15 protein-coding genes are annotated in these 16,584 nt (G+C 57.3%); 6 read left to right on the top strand and 9 right to left on the bottom strand.

Features of this window, described 5'->3' with window-relative positions:
• Positions 1-243 (bottom strand): helix-turn-helix domain-containing protein (locus QQJ86_RS22755; protein ID WP_284323263.1); only part of this gene is annotated, 243 nt, incomplete at its 3' end.
• A 589-nt stretch (positions 244-832) separates the two neighbouring features.
• The gene (sctU, locus tag QQJ86_RS22750) at positions 833-1,906 is read right to left on the bottom strand and encodes a type III secretion system export apparatus subunit SctU (RefSeq protein WP_284323262.1); all 1,074 of its coding nucleotides are present in this window, start codon (positions 1,904-1,906) and stop codon (positions 833-835) included.
• A gap of 131 nt (positions 1,907-2,037) precedes the next feature.
• Here sctU and QQJ86_RS22745 point away from each other — a divergent pair, with 131 nt between their 5' ends.
• Positions 2,038-2,310, top strand: coding sequence for a hypothetical protein (locus QQJ86_RS22745; RefSeq protein ID WP_284323261.1), 273 nt, complete (start codon positions 2,038-2,040; stop codon positions 2,308-2,310).
• A 21-nt stretch (positions 2,311-2,331) separates the two neighbouring features.
• Entirely contained in the window at positions 2,332-3,009 is a 678-nt protein-coding gene (locus QQJ86_RS22740; RefSeq protein WP_284323260.1) for a hypothetical protein, read from the top strand.
• Between the two features lie 4 nt (positions 3,010-3,013).
• On the opposite strand, the gene QQJ86_RS22735 is transcribed toward QQJ86_RS22740, so the two are convergent.
• The 3 genes from QQJ86_RS22735 to QQJ86_RS22725 form a co-directional block, all read right to left on the bottom strand.
• A complete protein-coding gene (locus QQJ86_RS22735; RefSeq protein WP_284323259.1) occupies positions 3,014-3,760 on the bottom strand; it encodes a GNAT family N-acetyltransferase in 747 nt (248 codons plus the stop codon).
• A 192-nt stretch (positions 3,761-3,952) separates the two neighbouring features.
• Positions 3,953-4,636: a hypothetical protein gene (locus tag QQJ86_RS22730; RefSeq protein ID WP_284323258.1), complete on the bottom strand. Its 684-nt coding sequence runs from the start codon at positions 4,634-4,636 to the stop codon at positions 3,953-3,955.
• Positions 4,637-4,708: 72 nt separating this feature from the next.
• Positions 4,709-5,092, bottom strand: coding sequence for a hypothetical protein (locus QQJ86_RS22725; RefSeq protein ID WP_284323257.1), 384 nt, complete (start codon positions 5,090-5,092; stop codon positions 4,709-4,711).
• A gap of 769 nt (positions 5,093-5,861) precedes the next feature.
• Here QQJ86_RS22725 and QQJ86_RS22720 point away from each other — a divergent pair.
• Together QQJ86_RS22720 and QQJ86_RS22715 are read left to right on the top strand one after the other, a co-directional pair.
• Positions 5,862-6,014, top strand: a complete 153-nt coding sequence (locus tag QQJ86_RS22720) for a hypothetical protein (protein WP_284323256.1) — start codon at positions 5,862-5,864, stop codon at positions 6,012-6,014.
• A 103-nt stretch (positions 6,015-6,117) separates the two neighbouring features.
• Positions 6,118-7,212 carry an MvdC/MvdD family ATP grasp protein gene (locus tag QQJ86_RS22715; RefSeq protein ID WP_284323255.1) on the top strand — a complete coding sequence of 365 codons (1,095 nt, stop codon included), beginning with the start codon at positions 6,118-6,120 and terminating at the stop codon, positions 7,210-7,212.
• A 171-nt stretch (positions 7,213-7,383) separates the two neighbouring features.
• Here the strand turns inward: QQJ86_RS22715 and QQJ86_RS22710 are convergent, their stop codons facing one another.
• Positions 7,384-8,514 carry a PilT/PilU family type 4a pilus ATPase gene (locus QQJ86_RS22710; protein WP_284323254.1) on the bottom strand — a complete coding sequence of 377 codons (1,131 nt, stop codon included), beginning with the start codon at positions 8,512-8,514 and terminating at the stop codon, positions 7,384-7,386.
• Between the two features lie 212 nt (positions 8,515-8,726).
• Between QQJ86_RS22710 and QQJ86_RS22705 the strand changes: the two genes are divergently transcribed.
• Positions 8,727-10,211, top strand: coding sequence for a multicopper oxidase domain-containing protein (locus QQJ86_RS22705; protein WP_284323253.1), 1,485 nt, complete (start codon positions 8,727-8,729; stop codon positions 10,209-10,211).
• On the top strand, positions 10,208-11,437 hold the full coding sequence (chrA, locus tag QQJ86_RS22700; RefSeq protein ID WP_284323252.1) for a chromate efflux transporter: 1,230 nt from the start codon (positions 10,208-10,210) through the stop codon (positions 11,435-11,437). The genes QQJ86_RS22705 and chrA overlap by 4 nt, the downstream gene beginning before the upstream one ends.
• An 82-nt stretch (positions 11,438-11,519) precedes the next feature.
• On the opposite strand, the gene QQJ86_RS22695 is transcribed toward chrA, so the two are convergent.
• From QQJ86_RS22695 to QQJ86_RS22685, 3 genes are all read right to left on the bottom strand, one after another.
• Positions 11,520-13,886 carry a winged helix-turn-helix domain-containing protein gene (locus tag QQJ86_RS22695; protein WP_284323251.1) on the bottom strand — a complete coding sequence of 789 codons (2,367 nt, stop codon included), beginning with the start codon at positions 13,884-13,886 and terminating at the stop codon, positions 11,520-11,522.
• On the bottom strand, positions 13,883-14,683 hold the full coding sequence (locus QQJ86_RS22690) for a hypothetical protein (protein WP_284323250.1): 801 nt from the start codon (positions 14,681-14,683) through the stop codon (positions 13,883-13,885). Before QQJ86_RS22690 ends, QQJ86_RS22695 begins: the two co-directional genes overlap by 4 nt.
• A 354-nt stretch (positions 14,684-15,037) precedes the next feature.
• Positions 15,038-16,498, bottom strand: a complete 1,461-nt coding sequence (locus tag QQJ86_RS22685; RefSeq protein ID WP_284323249.1) for a DUF7832 domain-containing protein — start codon at positions 16,496-16,498, stop codon at positions 15,038-15,040.
• Positions 16,499-16,584: the final 86 nt, after the last annotated feature.

The raw sequence follows: 16,584 nt of genomic DNA, 5'->3' as shown, positions 1-16,584 counted from the left end.
CGGTTTGCGACTTAACCGACGCGCACGCTGACCGGCACGCTGTGCCTCGTAAGCCAACCGTGGGCGCCCCATGCGCGGCAGGGCAGACGGTTCAAGATGACCGTCGCGGGCTAGTTCACGGCTGATCGTACTGGGGGAGCGCCCAAGCAGGAGCGCCAATTGCCGAGCGCTCTGGCCACCTGCTTTGCCAACCATGATCGCGCCACGCTCTTCCGCGCTCAGGTGGCTGTAGTGCTTACCCATGACGTTCCTTTGGGAGAGGGTGTTGCACTTGAGTTTAGAGACCGCCAACCCAAAGAAATGGCCTGAAGAGCTCATGGCATTGCATAAGTTACAAGCTTGAACGATGACGCCCTGCTTTGATCGTTGGCGAGCCAAGCTTCCACAGTGCCGCTATACCGCGAGGCGTCGAAGCATTGAGGGCTTAAAGCCCGCCCTCCGACAGGTTGAGCTCGGCTGAGATCTGCCCGATCTGCTTTAAGTCCTCAGCGCTTCGACGCCTCGCGGTATAGCGGGAGCGTCGAACCTTGGGCAACCAACCACCTATCTAGCCATACACGTTCAGGCTTTTAGCCTCCCCATGCTGTGAGCCTTTTAGGCCATTTCTTTGGGTTACTTTTCTTTGGGCCCGCAAAGAAAAGTGACTCGGGCCCTTTAGGGGCCGAAAGCTCCGAAAGCGCCGCAGGCAATCCCCAACACCACGACATGCCCAGCTGAGGCGAGACGCTAATCAAGAAGTCGTGAAAGGGGTTGGGAGTGAGGATACGATCAGAGAGAGAGAGGGGAGCAGCATCAGGCAAATGCTTCGCAATGTTGGGGTTTGCACCCCAACCTACTTACCGTCGCGCGAAGCTCGAATCGACTCCGCCCAGCGCAACAACTCCGCCACTGCCTCAAAGAAATCACCAGGCAAATACTCATCCACCTCCACGTTCTCATACAAGCTGCGTGCCAGACTCACGTTGCGCATCATCGGCACACCGGCCTCTTCCGCGGCCTGGCGAATCAGCGCTGCTTCATGGTCTTCGCCTTTGGCGACGATCACCGGCAGATCGTCTTCACCTTGTTCGTAACGGATCGCGATCGCCAGATGAGTAGGATTGGTCACCACCACACTGGCTTTGCGCACGCTGGCAAGCGTGTTTTGCTGTGACCATTCCTGGTGCAACTGACGGCGGCGCGACTTGATCATCGGATCGCCTTCGTTTTCTTTCAGCTCCTGCTTGATCTCGCGCCGGCTCATCTTCATTTTTTTGGTGAAGGCGTAACGCTGATAAAACACGTCCAATGCCGAGACGAAAAAGAACACAAAGATCACGCCAGTTGCGAAGCGCTTCACGGCAATCCACAACGCATCGCCCATCCCCTCGGGCGGTGCATAGGGCAATTTTACAAACTGGCCGATAAGGGCAAACAACAGCCACACGAACAGGCCGATCAACAAGGCGCTTTTTGCGAGTGCCTTGATCACTTCAATCAGATTCTCTTGTGAAAACAGCTTCGCAATACCCGAGGTCGGATTCATTCGACTGAGGTCAGGCTTGAATTTTTTGGGCGCGAATACAGGCCCCACCTGCAAAAATTCCACCATCGCGCTAATGGCCATGGCCCCCAATAGAAGCGGCACAGTAAGCCATAGAAACGCGATACATGCGGCCCAGCCGACGTTGTGCAGAGCACGGTCGAATGGCTGATGCAAACCTTGGAGGACGGTGTCGAATAATTCGTTCAATCGCGTGTGGATCAAGGGCATGCCCATCATCACCATCAGCAACCAGGCCAGCACCACGACCGTACTGGTCAGCTCACGGCTTTTAGGGACGTCGCCATCCCTGCGCGCGTCGCGCAACCGCTTGGCGGTCGGCTTCTCAGTGCGATCGCCACTGTCCTTGTTTTGCTCCGCCATGCATCACCTGATGGACAAACTACGCGGCCATGGCCTGCGCAAGTTAAGGATGCTCTGATCTACCCGCCGCCACCACCTAGGGAATCCCCCAGGTGGCGCAACGCGGCAGCAGACCTACACTTGCTATACGCATGGAATCGACGTCGGGCGCCATGAACTTTACCGATCTCACATCGCACTTGTTGCCTCCCACCGTAGGGGATGTCTCGGCGGTCCAGGCGCCCGTCGGCCAGAGTGTTTCGGCCGAACTCAGGGCAGCCACCGGCAATCAGTTGCTGGAGCTTGATGTGTGGGGACGCACCAGCGCCGCCGAGCGCACGCTGAGCACGCATGCCGTGTTTGATGCTTCACCCACCTCGCAACTCGATCAGCTGGTCAACCATATTCTGGCTCCGCTCGACTGATTCCCGGCATAGGCCGCGTGCATGTCTGCCGATCTTCACACGCTGGCCGAACCGTTGCTGGAAATGACCCGGCGGTTGGTGGGTACCCTTCAACAAGAATCATCCATGGAACGGCGCCTGGCGCTGACCAAGCGCTTGGTGCGCCAACTGGGTGACGACGCGTATCCTGTCTTTTTGAAGGTGCTATTGATTGTTGCCGAGAGCGAGGATGCGTCCGCCAAGCAGTGCATAGCCGATCTGCTTGCCGCCGCCGCGCAACGAATGGATCTGCCTCGTGGTCAGCTAAGTGCCTGGGGCAGTTCCTGTCGCAGCGATGCCGAGGATGTGTCCGCTCACGTAGCAGGCTCCATGAATCGCCGCCGTTTGCTCGGGCCGATCGAATATCTCACCGTGTGGTACTGCCAACAGACTCAGCGGCCCATGCTTGAGAAAGCGCTGTACGCCGATGCGATGCGCAAACTGCTGAAGTTGTTCGAACTCAATCCGCAATTGCGCAGCTTCTACGCCAGTAAGCTCGAAACGGAAGCGGGAACCGAGTTGGAGGGTACCTACACCAAGGATACCCGCGACATTCTTGGGCGGCTCGCCCAGCGTTGGCAGCAGGCGAACAGCACCCCCGAAGACGTTGTCCAGGTCGCCATTCGCGGCACGGTACCGGTTGCACCGGTGCCACCTGGCTGGATCGTGCACCAGCTCTGATGTTTCAGAGCCAGTTTAATGTCTCAGCCAGCTGGCCACGCTCACGCCACATTGACGCGTCCAGTTCATAGCAAAGGGCGACTTGACCGCGGTGCTCGCGCAATCCCAAGTCGCTAAAACCGAAACGCGTCATGATCTGTCTTATCCGCCGATAATCCGGATGGCAGTAGCCAAACAGGCGCGGCAGACCGAGCGCGTCGAACGCCTGCCGGCAGAGCAGATGCGTTCCCTCGATCGCGTACCAGTGCCCCCATGCTTCAGGAGTCAACCGTACGTGAATTTCCACATCGGTGCTCCCCTCGATCAGCACCAGGGAAAAAAGGCCGATAAACGTGCCATCCAGTGCATCCGCGCGCCAGACGCCAAGACCAGGCGTATGGACATAGATCCTGTTGGCACAAGCAACGATGGCCGCCACATCGATAAAGCGCGTAGGACTCGCCATCAGCAGCGGATGCTGCTTGGTTTGTGCGAACAGACGGCTGAGTTGGGGTATGTCTTCATAACCGATCCCTCGCAGCCGCATTCTTCGCGATTGTGCACAGGCGAGACCTGCTGCATCTGTGCGCATCGACGCATGATCGTTGGCAGCATGGCGAGCGTCGCCGCCCGCTGATAACGGAAACGCATGAGCGCCGCCCAATGAAGGTGCGCTTTGGGTTGGATCCGTTGCCATGATGGCCCCTTGTTCTTCCGCGTAAAAAGACGGCAGATGGATCAGCAAACAGTCGCCCCCGCCGATTGTTGCCATGCCTCTTTCAGCGTGAAGAGGCATCCATCTTTGCCATGGAAGCGATTACGCACTGCGTCGAGCAGCTTGCCAAGCTGGGAATTTCCCTAGGGACTAACAATGCGCAGGTGGGGGTGAAAACCCCAACATCCCGATCTTGATCCACATAACAATGTTGGGGTTTACACCCCGACCCACGTGCCTGGCGTTTGGTCAATTCGACGGAACATAGTCTGCATCGCCGATGTGCAACAGCTGGTCGCCATCGGCGTAGAAAAACAGATGTGCCTCGCTGCCGTCGTCGTAGCGCAGATCAATCGAATAGTCGTGGATACGGTAGTGCCCCGTCCGCGTACCATCGGAAGAAGCGACCGCGGCACTCCCCGCTATCAGCCCGCTGCTGCTTCTGCTAATGAAGCGGCCATCGGAATAAAAGCGATAGTTATCGCTGCGCATGAACGAGGCGTGGCCACCGCTAACGGTGTTGCCGCCACCGCCAACATGCTTGTAGTTGCCTTGTATCGACTTTCCGGCATCTGCCGGCTGCATGCATTGAGCACTGGTCATCGAGGTCTGGCCGGGCATGCTGATGGTCCGATCATTCCCCGTTCCTGTCCATGTTCCCCAGCTACTGGCTTCGCTCTGACGCGACTGCGCAACGTCGAGGCTATCGGGCGCCAGCTTCGGGCTCTTATAGGCCGTGCCATCTTTCAATAGAAGATAAGGTCGCCAAACGGGCAAACGCATCCCACCCACGCCGGTTCTAAATCCTTTCACAAGACAGACACCGTCCACATCGCCGGCACTCAGACCGCCACCTTGCGCATGCAAGGGCTGCAACATAAGAAAAGCGGTGGCCGCCCAGAAAGAGACATTGCGCAAACGATGTGTGGACATGGTGTAGAAACCTGCAGACGCGTGAAAGCCGGGATACCAACGAGGTACCCCGGCTCTGGTTTCGAAAGCCTATTACTGCTTCTGGACCATCGTGTCGAGCGACTGTCCAAGCGTCTTGATGACGTTGTTGAACGCATCCATCATCTGGCTGAATTCTTCAGCCTCTGCGCTCAACTGGGTGGTTTGACCCGGGTTGTCCGCATTGACGGAACCCGCGTTGTTCTTCAGCGTGTTGGCAGCCTGGTTCAGCTTGTCACCAAGCGCCTTGGCCAGGGCTTCCAGCCAGCCACCCGAATTGCCGCCGCCATTGCAAAGCATGGAGATCAGCGGTTCAGAAGCTTGGTTCTGGAATTCATTCAGCGCATTTCGAACGATTTCGGTGGCTTCCGCGCGGCTGATTCCGTTGTTGGTGATCTGGTTGATCGTGCCGGCGTAAACGGGGGAGACGTGAGTCATGGTTTTGCCCTCTATCAAGATTGGGGAGTCGCAAATCAGCCTGTGCTCATCTCGCTACGCCAACGTCCTGTATCCATCCTTGGCAGTAACACGCCCGGCGCCAACGAGTATCAGTAATGAAGCGATGCAACGCTTCACGACATGTGCGAAGTATGAAAATCGATATCACCCGAGCCAACTAGGCCATTCCCTAGCTAGGGTTTTCCCCATCATCGCGGCATGCGTGTTTGCTGATCGTCTTCCATGCATGGATAAATCGCTCCCCCTATGGCAGCGGGATCTACATAATTTCCAAAACTGCCAAAAAACGCATACCAGCGAAAAAAATTCAGCCACGCGTATCGCCACGCAACTAGCTAATTAATCACCTCAGATTGACCAGCTTCGCTGTTCTTGGCAGCTCGGCGTCGCCAACGACTCACCCTGAAAACGCATCAACGTGAACGCATTTTTTTACCGAAGTGATGGGCAAAAAAACGCAAGAACGTGAAGATCATTTTCACATGACTCTCACATAATCAGCGCAAAGATCCCTAGGAAGCATTTGTTTGACCAAACCAACTGGAGAGCCGCAAGCCGTTCTCCACGTGAGGGACCACTACAAGCGCTCGAACATGGAACAGTCGGTCAGTCAACAAAACCCTCGCAAAAGCGACTACACCGGGGCAACCCTACCTTTGCCCGGAAAGCCCTTGCTATCAAACAGTTTCTTGCACAGCAGGAAGCGTGATGACCGCTTGTCATCAATGCAAACTGGAGGTTATTCCCCATGAATAACGAAAACGTCGAGATCGTACGTCCCTTTGCACGCATGATGGCCAGTGAAATGCGCACCGAAGATGTGGATTCGATGACGAAGAACGGGCTTTTAAACACTGTCCGTTCGGGACACCTACCGACCGACTGGCCGGATCTCGGCTGAGCAGCCGGTTATCCAGTTATCTCGAACTGCTTTTGCAGTTCGCTGCATAACAGGCCGCCACGGTTCACCGTGGCGGTTTTATGCAACAACACCGGGAGCCGCTGTGAACGCTTTTGTCCTCATTTTTTCCTTGGACTATGATCCACACGCTTCCGCTGTCGCCTGGGCGCTGCGGCGCAACGGTGTGCCTTATCGGCTCAACCCCTCCTTTCGTGTCGACGCAACAACACGCCTCTCCATTCATGTCGACGACGCAGAAGATCATGTCTCCATAGATCACATCGATAGCACGCAAATCCGATCCATTTGGTACCGCCGCCCACGCCTGCCCGAAGCCGGCCCCTGCCTGGAGGCAGATCGCAGCTTCATCGAAGGTCAGTGGAAGTATTTTCAGAAAAGTGTATTCGACGCCGCAGACGACTTGCTCAACACCTTGTGGGTTAACCGTCCCCGTGCCGCGGACTATGCCGAAAGCAAGCTCTTGCAACTGCAAGCAGCGCGCGCAGCCGGGCTGCTTATACCCGACACGATCTTTGGCAATCGTGCGACCGATGTAGCAAAGCTGATCGATCGCTGGGGAAGAGTCGTTTTCAAAACGTTTTATCCGCAAAGCTGGGACAACAGCAGCAAAGGAATCACGTATCAAATGAGCGCGGTGATGCTGGATGCAGCCACCGACCTTCCCGAGCAAGCCATCGCGATGAGCCCTGGCATCTACCAGCGCTACATCGAAAAGTCCTACGACGTTCGTGTAACCATCATCGGCTGCCACATCTTTGCCATCCAAATGAGAAAGGCATCCGGCAGCGCCTACTTCGACTGGCGCCCGCATTCCCATGATCAGGACATGCAGATCGAACTATTCGACGTAAGCGCCTCGCTGGAAGCCAAGCTACGCAATGTGATGCAACGCCTTGGCATTGTCTTCGGCTGCATAGATCTGGTCGTCGACCCGGAGGGCGAGGTCTACTTTCTGGAGGTCAACCAGGCCGGTCAGTTCCTCTTTGTGGAAGAGCTGATGCCCGAGCTGCAAATCCTGCGCGCCATGACCGCCATGCTAAGCGCCGGCAGCACGGATTACGGCATCAACGGCAGCGTCGACGTCAAATTGAAGGACTATTTTGAAAGCGACGAGTACCACGGGCTAGGCAGCGTACGCCGCGATATAGGACATCAAGTCGCGAAGGAAGCGCTTTGATGGCTTCTGTACTCGTGCATGAAAGAATTCGATGGGCATCCGTACAACTCACCCTATCCCAAACCTGACAAAGACTGCCAATCTGCGCGTGCAGCTTTTACGAGAGCGTTCAATACCTCTCTGCCATCCTGCCTTTGTACCTGCCTGTACATCACAGGCCACGCATACTGTTCAGCGTCCCAATTTCAGGGACAGCGGAAGATCCACGCCTTCGACCACGCTGGACGCACTTTCTTTTGGCGCGGGCCCTTGCAGGCGAACCTGAAGGGCGAGATCCGTGCGGGAGTCGGCGTGTTCGATGGCCTCGGCATAGCTGATCGTGCCGGCTGCATAAAGCGCGTAGAGCGCCTGGTCGAAGGTTTGCATGCCGACCTCGCTGCTCTGTTTCATGGCGTCGCGAATCGTTGCAATCTCGCCCTTCTCGATCAGATCGGAAATATATGCGGTGCCCAACAGCAACTCCACTGCGGGAACACGGGTGCCATCGACGGCATGCAATAGCCGCTGTGAAACGACTGCCTTGAGATTGAGAGACAGATCGATTAGCAACTGATGCCGTGCGGTATCGGGAAAGAAATTGAGAATGCGATCGAGTGTCTGGTTGGCGTTATTGGCATGCAGTGTCGAAAGACACAAATGACCTGTCTCGGCGTAGGAGATCGCTTGCTGCATGGTTTCCCGATCACGAATTTCGCCGATCATGATCACGTGCGGCGCTTCACGCATGGCATTGCGCAATGCATTGGCGTAGCTCAGTGTATCGATGCCCACTTCGCGCTGGTCGATAACCGATTTGCGATGCTGATGCAGATATTCGATGGGGTCTTCGATGGTGAGAATGTGTCCGCCGCGATTACTGTTGCGATAGTCGAGCATGGAAGCCAGCGTCGTCGATTTGCCCGAGCCGGTCGCCCCCACCACCAGCACTAGCCCGCGCGGCAACATCACCAGGTCGCGCAATCGGGATGGCAAGCGAAGCGTATCGAGGTCCGGAATTTCGGTGGTGATGTAGCGAATCGCAATCGCCACCTCACCGCGCTGCCGATACACGTTCACGCGAAAGCGGCCGATGCCCGCCGGTGCGATACCGAGGTTCATCTCCAGCGTGGACTCGAATTCCTTCTGCTGACGGTCGCTCAGCAGCGAATAGGCGATCTCATGTGTGTTGATCGGCGTGAGTGGCGCGTCGCCGACGTAGCGCGGCACACCCGCAACCACCATCAACGGCGGCGCGCCGTGACTCAGGTAAAGATCGGAAGCGCGCTGCGCTGCCATGCTGGCAAGCAGATCGGAAATATCCATGCCTTCACCTCGTTGCGAAGGGAAATTACCGACAAGCCTTTTCGACACTGTAGAGCTTCGTCCTACCGTCAGCAACGTTGCCGCAACCCTGGCCCCTCCCATATGACACGCCACCCCGCCTGATCACGGTGGCGCCACTCAGCTGTACCCTATGCTTTGTGACATGGACCAGTGACCCCGCTTTGATCTCCATCAATCTCTGAGAGCGCCTCATGTCGATCGACCGACGCGAATTCCTGAAACTTGGTGGTTTCGCCGCTTTGGCGGGAGGTTTGCCCACCTGGACGCGTACGGCCGACGCCCAGGCAGCCATGTCAACCATTGCACCACCGGGCAAGGCTGATTACACGCTGCGCATCGCGCGCAGCCTGGTGGAGCTGGCCCCCGACCATATCGTGTCCACGACAACGTACAACGGCCAATTTCCCGGGCCATTGATTCGCCTCAAAGAAGGGCAGCGTGTCGTGGTCGATGTCTACAACGACACGGATATTCCCGAGCAATTGCACTGGCACGGGCAATTTGTTCCGGTGGATGTTGATGGCGCGACCGAAGAAGGCACGCCCTACATTCAACCGCACGGCATGCGCCGCCTGTCGTTCGTGCCTGGCCCATCGGGATTCCGCTTCTATCACACACATGTCGTGGCTGGCAGCGATCTGAGCGTGGGTCAGTACAGCGGTCTGGTCGGGCCGGTTTACGTCGAACCTCGCCGCGAACCGGGCAGCTACGATCGCGAAGTTTTTTTGACCCTCAAGGAGTTCGACCCTTTCTTCAGCAAGGGCGGCGATATGGCCATGGATTTTCTTCGTCCCGCTGATCGCGAGCATGCGCTGGAAGAAAGCGGCGAGTCGGCGATGAAGGCGTCACTGGCAAGCGGCCAAGCCAAGGGCTACGAGGTGGGCTATCAGGCCTTTGCCATCAATGGCCGCATGCTCGGGTCCGGCGAGCCGATTCGCGTCAAGCCCGGCGAGCGAGTGCTGTTCCACGTGCTCAACGGCAGCGCCACGGAGATACGCAGCCTCGCGTTGCCTGGTCATACCTTCAAGGTGGTTGCGCTGGATGGAAACCCTGTGCCCCACCCGGCCGAGGTGCCGGTACTCTGGGTCGGCACTGCCGAACGCATCAGCGCCATCGTCGACATGAAGCATCCTGGCACATGGATACTGGGTGATCTCGACGATGATGATCGCGGCCATGGCATGGGCGTCGTGGTCGAATACGCGGGCCATCGCGGCAAGCCGCAATGGATCAAGCCGCCACCATTCGCCTGGGATTATCGGCGCTTTGCGCTAACGAATGCTAAACCAGCCACCCCGGACGAGATCATCGAGATGACGTTCGCCAAACAGAACGCCGCAGATCATGGCTTCAACCGATGGACCATCAACGGCGTAGCCTTCGACATGAAAGCCATGAAACCGATGTTTCATCTGCAACACGGCAAGCGCTACCGACTGCGTATGCATAATGCCAGTGACGATATTCATCCGATGCATCTGCATCGACACAGTTTCGAAATCACCCGCATTGCCGGTCAGCCCACCGGCGGTGTGATCAAGGACGTGGCGATGCTCGGCGGTTATCAGAGCATGGATATCGATTTCACGGCTGATCAGCGCGGGCTGTCGCTCTTCCACTGTCATATGCAGTTGCATATGGATTTCGGTTTCATGGCGTTGTTTGAGTGCGCATGACATCTGCATCAGCGTCACCATCCCAATCATTGACCGCTTCCCAAGGTAATCCGTGGGAAGTAGGTGCGGCGTTCCTCAAACTCGGCCTGACCTCGTTTGGTGGCCCCATCGCTCACTTGGGTTATTTCCATCGGGAGTTTGTGGAACGGCGGCGCTGGTTGGACGAAGAACACTTCGGGCAACTGCTCGCGTTATGCCAGTTTCTACCGGGCCCGGCCAGCAGCCAGCTTGGTTTCTCAATCGGCCTGCTCCGTGCCGGCTGGTTGGGCGCGATCGCAGCCTTTATCGCGTTCACCCTGCCCTCCGCAGTTTTGCTGTTTGCGTTCGGCACGCTCAGCCACTTTCTTACCGGGGCGTGGGGCCAAAGCGTGATTCATGGATTGAAACTGGTAGCGGTTGCTGTCGTTGCCCAAGGTGTTCTTGCGATGACCCGCACGCTCACCCCGGATGCACCGCGTGCACTGATAGCAGCGGTCGCTGCAGGCCTGATCGCGATGAGCTCCGGTTCAGCGGTGCAACTTGCGGTGGTTGCAGGCGGCGCAACATTGGGTCCGCTGTTATGCAAAAAAATCACCTCGCGGCAAGGCGAAATCTTTCCTTTGCACTATGGGCAACGAACAGGGCTGATACTGATAGGTACTTATGCAGCACTGCTCTTGTTTGCCTTGATCTTCGCGTCAGGACTGCCACCCTTGGCGCGCATGGCAAGCGCGTTCTATCGCACCGGCGCCCTGGTGTTTGGCGGAGGCCACGTCGTACTGCCCTTGCTCAAACAGGCGGTCGTCGCACCCGGCTGGGTGAGTGACGATACGTTCCTGACCGGCTACGGCGCGGCGCAAGCCGTACCCGGCCCGATGTTTACCTTGGCGGCCTTCTTGGGCGAGCAATACCAGGGCGGACATGGTGCTGCGCTGGGAGCATTGGTCAGTCTGCTGGCCATTTTTCTGCCCGGACTGCTCATGGTGTCAGGGGCTTTGCCTTTCTGGCGCGCACTAGCGTCTCGTGATCAAGCGGCCCGAATGTTGGCTGGCGTGAATGCTGCGGTGGTCGGGCTGCTGGCTTATGCGCTTTATGACCCAGTGTGGATCAGCGCCGTGCATGATGGGAAAGATTTCGCGATTGCTTTAGTAGGCTTTACGTTGCTGGTCGCCGCACGGCGGTCCGCATTGTCCGTCGTAGCGTGGTGCGTCGTCGCGTCGATGACACGACTTTTCATTGGTGCGTAGGTTGGGGTGCAAAGCCCAACATCGGGATGCTATGTGCGCGCGGGAATGTTGGGGTTTGCACTCCAACCTGAGACTGAAAATCTCAGTAAATAAACATTGAAGCATCCGTTGGCAGTTCGCGATCGCCCGCAAGCGCCAACGCTTTGCTCCGGTATTGCTCCGACGAAGGTGCCTGTCCCAACGCGTGATACACGCACGCCTGCGTCCATGCCGCGCGCCAATCCAACTGGCTCCACGTCGAAAGCTTGCCGCCGACAGATGAAGCCTCTTCCACCTTGCCGGCGGCCAGCAAAGCCCGCGCGTAAGCCTGGCCTGCGTCGACGATGAGTTCAGGCACACCCCATGCATCCGCCTTGTCCATGGCGAGCTTCAGCTGCTCCAACGCCTGATCATGACGGCCTTCGCTCCACGCTACGGCCGCTTGCGCACGCAGAAGCAGAACGGTAATCCATTCGTCCTGAGCCGGCTGTTTGGCTGCCCATGCCTGCATGGCGGCCATGCCCTCCTGGAGTTCCTTCTTCTTGCCGGCACGTTGCAACACCATCACGTTTGTCAGCCACGCGTCCGCGTAATCCCGCTTGTCGGGATCCTTTTCCAGCAACTGTCCTCCGAGGGCTTTGGATATCCAGGCTTGGGATGCCTGGATATCGCCCCGCTGCAACGCGAGTTTGGCCAGCAACGTTTCGACGCAACCCTGCAAGCCCGGTTCGCCATTCGGGTCGTGTTCGATGTCCGCAAGCACCTGCTCCAGCAGCTTGCTTGCCTCGGTGGTGCGACCGTTGTCGGCCAGTGCGTGCGCTCGCTCGAACACCAGCAAGTGGCGCGTGATTTCTTCCGGGATGTCCCAATGCTTCTGTTCGAATGGCCAGTAGCGCTCAGTGATAGCCAGTTCGTCGGCGTATCGCAGCAGCGCTCTTTGCGAGACGATCATGTCCTGCAGCAAATCGGGAAGAAATTGTCGCATGCCCATGCGCTGGTACTCGTCGTAGGCGCGCTGTATCACCGGAAGCGCTTGCGCATATTGCCCACGTTGCATGGAAAGTCTCGCCATGGCTGCATCCATGTCTAGCGCGCCGACGGTAAAGCCATCCAGTGCATAGTTGACGCGGGCGAGCCCGAAGTCGGACTGCGCCTGATCTAGTTTTCCGTCAAGAAGCTCCATCTCTCCACGCTGGGCATAAGCGAACGCCAGATACGTGGTGTTCTTTTGCTTCTGCAGAAGCTGCACCGCTTCGCTCAATGCGGCCTCGCCCCCAGCATAATCGTGCTCGCGGAAATAGACGTAATACTGCTGAGCAAGCACTCTGCCACGTAATACCGGTTGCTTGTCAGCAGGTAAGCGCTGCAATAGATCGGCCAACCCCTGCTTGCAAAGCTCAAACTCCCCTTGGTTGCAGTGGAATACGGCTTTGGCGTAGTCGAATTCGGGCATCTCGCGAACAGTGGAGGGAGCCTTGTCGAGCAGTTCGCGCACCACTTCACTGGCACCAGCATACGTTGCCGCGTCAATGCGCATGAGATATTCCTCCTTCGCATCATCGGTGGTCGGCTTGCCGGGTTCTGCGACAAAGCCCATCTGGGCCAGCAGCCGAGTGTCCGCTGAGCGTGCCGCCTTCAGCACATTGTCGGACGACGATTCCGCCTGCCAGATGCGGCCATCGGGACTGCTTGCATCAAGGTGGACATGCCAGAGGTTGTTGTCCAAGGTCACATGCGGACGGATTACCAAGGTAAATGCAGCAAACTTCGAGCTGCTGCCCATATCCGTCTGACTGAGCATATCGAGTACGGCCTGGCTGCTTTCGACGGGAATCTTCGCTGCACGCAAATCACCGCCAATCAGGTCCATCAATCCCAAGCGCAGCCATTTCGAGTCTTCCGGAGCATTCACCTCGGCGGGCAACACCGCCGCATTGCTGTGATCGAAATCCAATACGGGCTGGATCAGCGCGTGGTGGTGAGGCTTCCAACTCAAATACACACCACCCAGAGCCACCAATAAAAGCAAAGCCCCTACGAAAAAGCGTCGTTTCGGTTTCGCTGCGGGCAGCGGATCGGAAACCTCGACGGTGCCAGGGTCGCCTCGATCATGGCGTTCGATCATCAACGATTCGGCGGAATCAGCCTGGAATTCGACGGCCACATCCAGCATCCATCGATAACCGACGCGTGGCACGGTTTTGATACAGCCTTGCTCATTGCCAACGTCTCCCAGCGCGCGCCGCAGCCGCACGAGAGTCTGCGCCAGAACGTTATCGCTGATATCGGACCGACCCCACACCGCGGCAATCAGTTCGTCCTTTCCAACAACACGCTCACGGTGTTCGATTAAATACACCAGGCAGTCGAATCCGTTGGCCGCAAGTGCGACGGGGGCACCATTTCGGCTCAACTCCCTGGAAAGAGGATTAAGGCAAAAATCATCGAACCGATAAATCGGATGCGTCATGGTTGGATGGTTGCCGATCGCCCTTCTCCGCCATCAGCACCCAACTGCCTGCGTATTTCTTCGTATACGGCCTCAGCCAGCAATGGGTTGCCCAAAGACATTCTTTCCAGATCGGCCTGCGTTACCCACTTCACAGCAGCACGATACGCGTTCTTTTGCGCCTTGATCCTGCGTTGCATTTGCGTCAAATCTTCTACCGTTCGCACCAGGCGCGGGCGCACATCAGGCGCCGATGCAAAATATGCGTCAAGGCGCTGACGATGTCGGTTGGCCACCACTACGGGTGAGGTGCCATAAGGATGAAATTCGCTATCGATGGTGGATGGCAGCGAAAGATTGCCCGCGGATTGGGCATTGCTGGTTGTTATGAAATGGCCGTTACTCAATTCGCTCTCGTAATCCGTACAGTGCTTGGTCTTCAGGGTGCGAAGAAAGAACCTCGGCGTGTCCAGCCAGCGGCCGTTCTTCAAGCCGCGCAGCAAATGGCGTATTAAGCGCCCCATGCGTGGCTTGACTTGATAGTAGTAAGCCACGGTTCCGCCATCCGCGGAAACCATGCTGCGGATAAAGGTGCGCGCCACGAACGTTGTGGGCGAATTCGAGATTTCAGCGACCTCGACATCGCGCAGATGGCGAAAACCCTGGGCTTCATGCTGGCCCTGGAAGTCACGATAGAACCGGAGATCCAGATGCCGGAAATGGCTTTCGTCAGCGTCAAGTAACGTGGATTCCCCACCATATGCGCGCTGCATCGAGGCAATGATGCTCTGTGCGGCCTGTTGTATCGAATTGGTCATACGCATCTTTTCCAGTTCGAGAATAAGGGACTTTTGACTCGGGTAGCACTATGGCTACATGCCGTAGGACGTCGAAAGCAACCCTGGCTTTCCGCCGGCATATGTAGCATCGTTTCATTGGTTGTAGCCAGTACCAGCCACCCGTCACTCGAATACAGTCAGTGCGTAGGCCGGGATGACAATCCCAGCATCGCGATGTATGCGTGCATGGTGATGCTGGGATTGTCATCCCAGCCTACAAACTCTCCCTCGCCAAGCACCGAGTGGGTTAGTTCAGTCGAATGCCCAGTCGAACTTCATATCGCGGAAGTCCAACTGCACATTGCCGCCGCCCCAGCGTAAAGGAACCAAGCCTCAACACTCCCTTCGCTTGAGCTTCCCGACCTTCCACTGGGTAAAGCGCAATACGATGCGCTTCGCTATGCGGTCATAGGCATCCCAGCTATCCGGTGTCATCGCGTCGGTGTCCTTGCGGAAATGGTTGCTGGAACCGAAAACCTGCTTGATATCGCTGCGCCATGTCTGTTCTTCGGAGTCGCAGAATCCAAGGTAGTAGGCGCTGATGAACGAAGCGAATGTTTCAGGAATGTCGCCGCTCCACAGCACGTTGTCGCAGGGGATATGCAGGAAAGTAAGCGGAGTCTGAGTGCGCTTCTGCCAGGGTTGCACCACCTTTTCGTTGAACTTCTCCGGATCCAACAATCCGTTCAATGCACACCACGTTGCGAAGAATGCGTCTTCCACGTACACCAGCGGCTTCTCAATTTCGTACGCGGGTGATGCCGTTATGTACGCGCGCTCCTCAGGCAAAGCCAGGTGGGTGCACGCCAATGTTCCTTCTTCGAAATCTTGCTTGATGCGCAAGCTGCGGTCCGGGGACTGCCAGGTCCGCGACGATTCCGTCACTACGTCCCACGGCCAGTTCTCCAGCATGGGCAGCGGGCCGACATAGGCATCATGGCTCAACCGGATTCGATGCACGTAGGAAACATAAACCCGCCCTTCCCTTCGCGGTGGCCAGTACTGCCGATGATGAAGCGCGCAGCTGGCTTCTATCTCGATGCCCATGTCCTGGACAGCAACATGCGTATCCGGGTTATTCGGATGGGTGCTGCTTAGCGCCCGTGCTTGCAAGCGCCTCAGCAAGGACACGACCTGCGGACTGTTCGACGGCTTGCCGATTGCGCTGATCAGGTGATCCCAAAGACTCCCCGACATTCCATCCATGGACTCAGGCGCAACGTCCGCTGCAGGTGTCGGCACGGCTTCGTTCAACACGCCGTGTATGGCGTCCTCGCACCAGCCATGGAAGTCCGGATGAGCCTGGGCGGCGGCGCTGACGATCTGCTCGCCCGTGCCAGGCACATCCAATCCTTTGGCCACGAGCCAATCGCGCAACAGCGGAGAACTAGCATCTTCCTCGGGCGGTTCGTCATAGACGCCGGCCGTTTCCAGGGCGCCGTACCCAATCGCCAGCAGCCTCAAAAAGTCCGCAAAGCTTGCGGCCAGCACTTGGGTACCGCCTTCGGAGCCAAGGCAGACCACCGGATAATCGCCTCGCTGTGATTGCCACAACGCAAACAGCGAGCCATCCGGCGCACTGCCAAACACACCCAGTTTGTTGGCGGCCGCGAGTATCGACGGTGACGTTTTTCGTGCAAACCAAAGCGCGGTATCGATGGGTTCCTGCGAATAAAAGGCGAAGCCATCGCCCACGACTGCGTCGTCATCGAACAACCAGGGAAGCTCGTATTGCAGCTCTATCATGAGCGCCGGAAGCGCCATGCCCGAGGGAAAATGAAAGGTAATACTCATGGGCACTTCTCCATCCAATGGAATAAGTTCTGCTCAGAGCACTTGCTCGACGGCCTGCTGTCGTCATGGAGTCGGGCAAGCTGCAA

This window comes from Dyella acidisoli (assembly GCF_030160295.1).
In the GTDB taxonomy this organism is placed as follows: Bacteria; Pseudomonadota; Gammaproteobacteria; order Xanthomonadales; family Rhodanobacteraceae; genus Dyella_B; species Dyella_B acidisoli.
The sequence above is the reverse complement of the archived record's forward strand: the minus strand, read 5'-3'. Positions and strand labels throughout refer to the sequence as shown.

Bases quoted from the DNA above. Each gene is read 5' to 3' on its own strand.
- sctU (WP_284323262.1), bottom strand. From the start codon at position 1,906: ATGGCGGAGCAAAACAAGGACAGTGGCGATCGCACTGAGAAGCCGACC.
- QQJ86_RS22745 (WP_284323261.1), top strand. From the start codon at position 2,038: ATGGAATCGACGTCGGGCGCCATGAACTTTACCGATCTCACATCGCAC.
- QQJ86_RS22740 (WP_284323260.1), top strand. From the start codon at position 2,332: ATGTCTGCCGATCTTCACACGCTGGCCGAACCGTTGCTGGAAATGACC.
- QQJ86_RS22735 (WP_284323259.1), bottom strand. From the start codon at position 3,760: ATGGCAACAATCGGCGGGGGCGACTGTTTGCTGATCCATCTGCCGTCT.
- QQJ86_RS22730 (WP_284323258.1), bottom strand. From the start codon at position 4,636: ATGTCCACACATCGTTTGCGCAATGTCTCTTTCTGGGCGGCCACCGCT.
- QQJ86_RS22725 (WP_284323257.1), bottom strand. From the start codon at position 5,092: ATGACTCACGTCTCCCCCGTTTACGCCGGCACGATCAACCAGATCACC.
- QQJ86_RS22720 (WP_284323256.1), top strand. From the start codon at position 5,862: ATGAATAACGAAAACGTCGAGATCGTACGTCCCTTTGCACGCATGATG.
- QQJ86_RS22710 (WP_284323254.1), bottom strand. From the start codon at position 8,514: ATGGATATTTCCGATCTGCTTGCCAGCATGGCAGCGCAGCGCGCTTCC.
- QQJ86_RS22705 (WP_284323253.1), top strand. From the start codon at position 8,727: ATGTCGATCGACCGACGCGAATTCCTGAAACTTGGTGGTTTCGCCGCT.
- chrA (WP_284323252.1), top strand. From the start codon at position 10,208: ATGACATCTGCATCAGCGTCACCATCCCAATCATTGACCGCTTCCCAA.
- QQJ86_RS22695 (WP_284323251.1), bottom strand. From the start codon at position 13,886: ATGACGCATCCGATTTATCGGTTCGATGATTTTTGCCTTAATCCTCTT.
- QQJ86_RS22690 (WP_284323250.1), bottom strand. From the start codon at position 14,683: ATGACCAATTCGATACAACAGGCCGCACAGAGCATCATTGCCTCGATG.
- QQJ86_RS22685 (WP_284323249.1), bottom strand. From the start codon at position 16,498: ATGAGTATTACCTTTCATTTTCCCTCGGGCATGGCGCTTCCGGCGCTC.